General features: G+C 37.9%; 4 protein-coding genes. All 4 read right to left on the reverse strand.

Features of this window, described 5'->3' with window-relative positions; all coding sequences use genetic code 11:
- Positions 1-232, reverse strand: a 232-nt coding sequence (locus tag DQX05_RS30445; protein WP_147385257.1) for a hypothetical protein, incomplete at its 3' end; no start/stop codon positions are given.
- 100 nt (positions 233-332) lie between these two features.
- Positions 333-641: a hypothetical protein gene (locus tag DQX05_RS30075; protein WP_259392316.1), complete on the reverse strand. Its 309-nt coding sequence runs from the start codon at positions 639-641 to the stop codon at positions 333-335.
- Positions 642-684: 43 nt separating this feature from the next.
- Entirely contained in the window at positions 685-1,254 is a 570-nt protein-coding gene (locus DQX05_RS30080; RefSeq protein WP_119796892.1) for a suppressor of fused domain protein, read from the reverse strand.
- Positions 1,247-1,707, reverse strand: a 461-nt coding sequence (locus DQX05_RS30085) for a GH-E family nuclease (RefSeq protein WP_259392317.1), incomplete at its 5' end; no start/stop codon positions are given. The genes DQX05_RS30080 and DQX05_RS30085, both read right to left, overlap by 8 nt.

Below are 1,707 nucleotides of genomic sequence, written 5' to 3' on the forward strand. Positions count from 1 at the left end.
CATGCTCCCCGAGCAGGTGGTACTCGTTCTCGATCGAGAAGCCGCTCAGTGCGGTGAGCTTCTTGACGATCACCTGACTTTGCGCATGGATGCGGATGCGCTTCGGGGTAAACAATACGCTGTTTCTGCCCGTGCAATCAGACCTACCGTTTCCTGTATATGCTTTGCCATATTCCTTTTCCTCCTTTGATTTTGGACATGCAAAAAAGGCCCATTCCTCCTCATCGTTCAAGTTGGAATAAGCCTTTGAAAGTTGTTCTAAGCGTGTTTGTCAAGTTTTTTAGTGTTTGGTTAGTTGGTTGTATTGTATGACCCTGCTAGTAGGATTGAACCTACAAATTTCCTCCCATTTCTTCAAACCACTCGTCAAAAATATACCCTGCTGTTTTCACTGGATCATTTGTATATTTTATCTCGTAACTGTATTGAACTTCTAATTTATTTCGGGATACATCATAAATCAATTTCATCTCTGTTGGCATTTCTCCGTTGTATTTTTGGCACAAGTCCTTAATTTTACGTAAATTTTCATTACAAATATTAAGTACTGCAATTTGTCTCTCTTTTGAGACATCATAAATATGGTATGACTGACCATCCCCGTTTTGACTTAATTCAACTTGTGTTTTTCCACAATACACTCGTTTAGCTCTCAATATACCTTTATACAACACTGGTTAGTCATCAAACAATTGATTCTCTACTAACATGAAACGGATCAACATTCTTTTCTTCTAGTAAATCCTCGAATTTCTCCGTTCCATACTTTACAAAATACTCATATTCTGACTGTGAGATAAAAAAAGCTAACAGAATTTTACCGTCTTTATCTTCACTCTTCGTTGGAATATGGTAATATTCTTCTGGGAATGCAAATGGCTCAGTAAAGTACACAGCATTCTTATTGTATTTTTGTACAAATGATTTATCAAGACTTTCAATCCCCCTAATTGCTATTCCTCGTCCGATTTGCATTTGGTTACCTATACAATAAAATAATGCATTTGCAAGAATATACCCAGCACTGCTGAATCCTCCATCAACTACTAATGTAACCTCAACATTATCGCCTACTACTTCCTCATACTTGCTAAATCCAAGAGTGCTATAAACTAAGCATTCTTCAAATATGTTTTCATACTTTAAAATTTGTATACTTGGCATTTCTTCATTATTTTTAAACACCTCTCGGTCAATTGGCTCCCCTAAAAATTTACTGTAGTGGTCGTAGTAAAGTTCACCATAGTTAATCATCCTTATTTACTCCTTTATAAGTTCCTTCTACCCCTTCATACTTATGACTGATATTACATTCATGGCATTGAACTCTTAATCGCGCATTATACTCATCCAACACTTCCGCTCGTGTAGGCGGCACTTCACCAGCTTTCATACTTGCAACTCTTTCAGCCCAAGTATCTGGATAATGGTCTAAGTCATATCCAATTCTTTTTACGGGACCGTTTTTAGTATTAATAGTAATACTATCTGGGATGTCTTTTCCACAAGTAGGACAAATCATTTTTCCTGATACATTTTTCGGCGCTTCGCTCTCCGCATTAGCACGAGCACCTTTTCTAAAACCGCCTCTCTTGTATAAACCTTCATTAGTATCTTTAACCGTCCCCTCAGAAGCAGAACGCGGATGATTACCACCTGAACTGCTCTTCATGATATTATCAAGCTTACTCTTCAACCCGTCCAGGC

Source organism: Paenibacillus thiaminolyticus, assembly GCF_003591545.1.
In the GTDB taxonomy this organism is placed as follows: domain Bacteria; phylum Bacillota; class Bacilli; order Paenibacillales; family Paenibacillaceae; genus Paenibacillus_B; species Paenibacillus_B thiaminolyticus_A.

What these genes read in the sequence shown, in the direction of transcription:
- DQX05_RS30080 (WP_119796892.1), bottom strand. Translation starts at nt 1,254, where the DNA reads ATGATTAACTATGGTGAACTTTACTACGACCACTACAGTAAATTTTTA.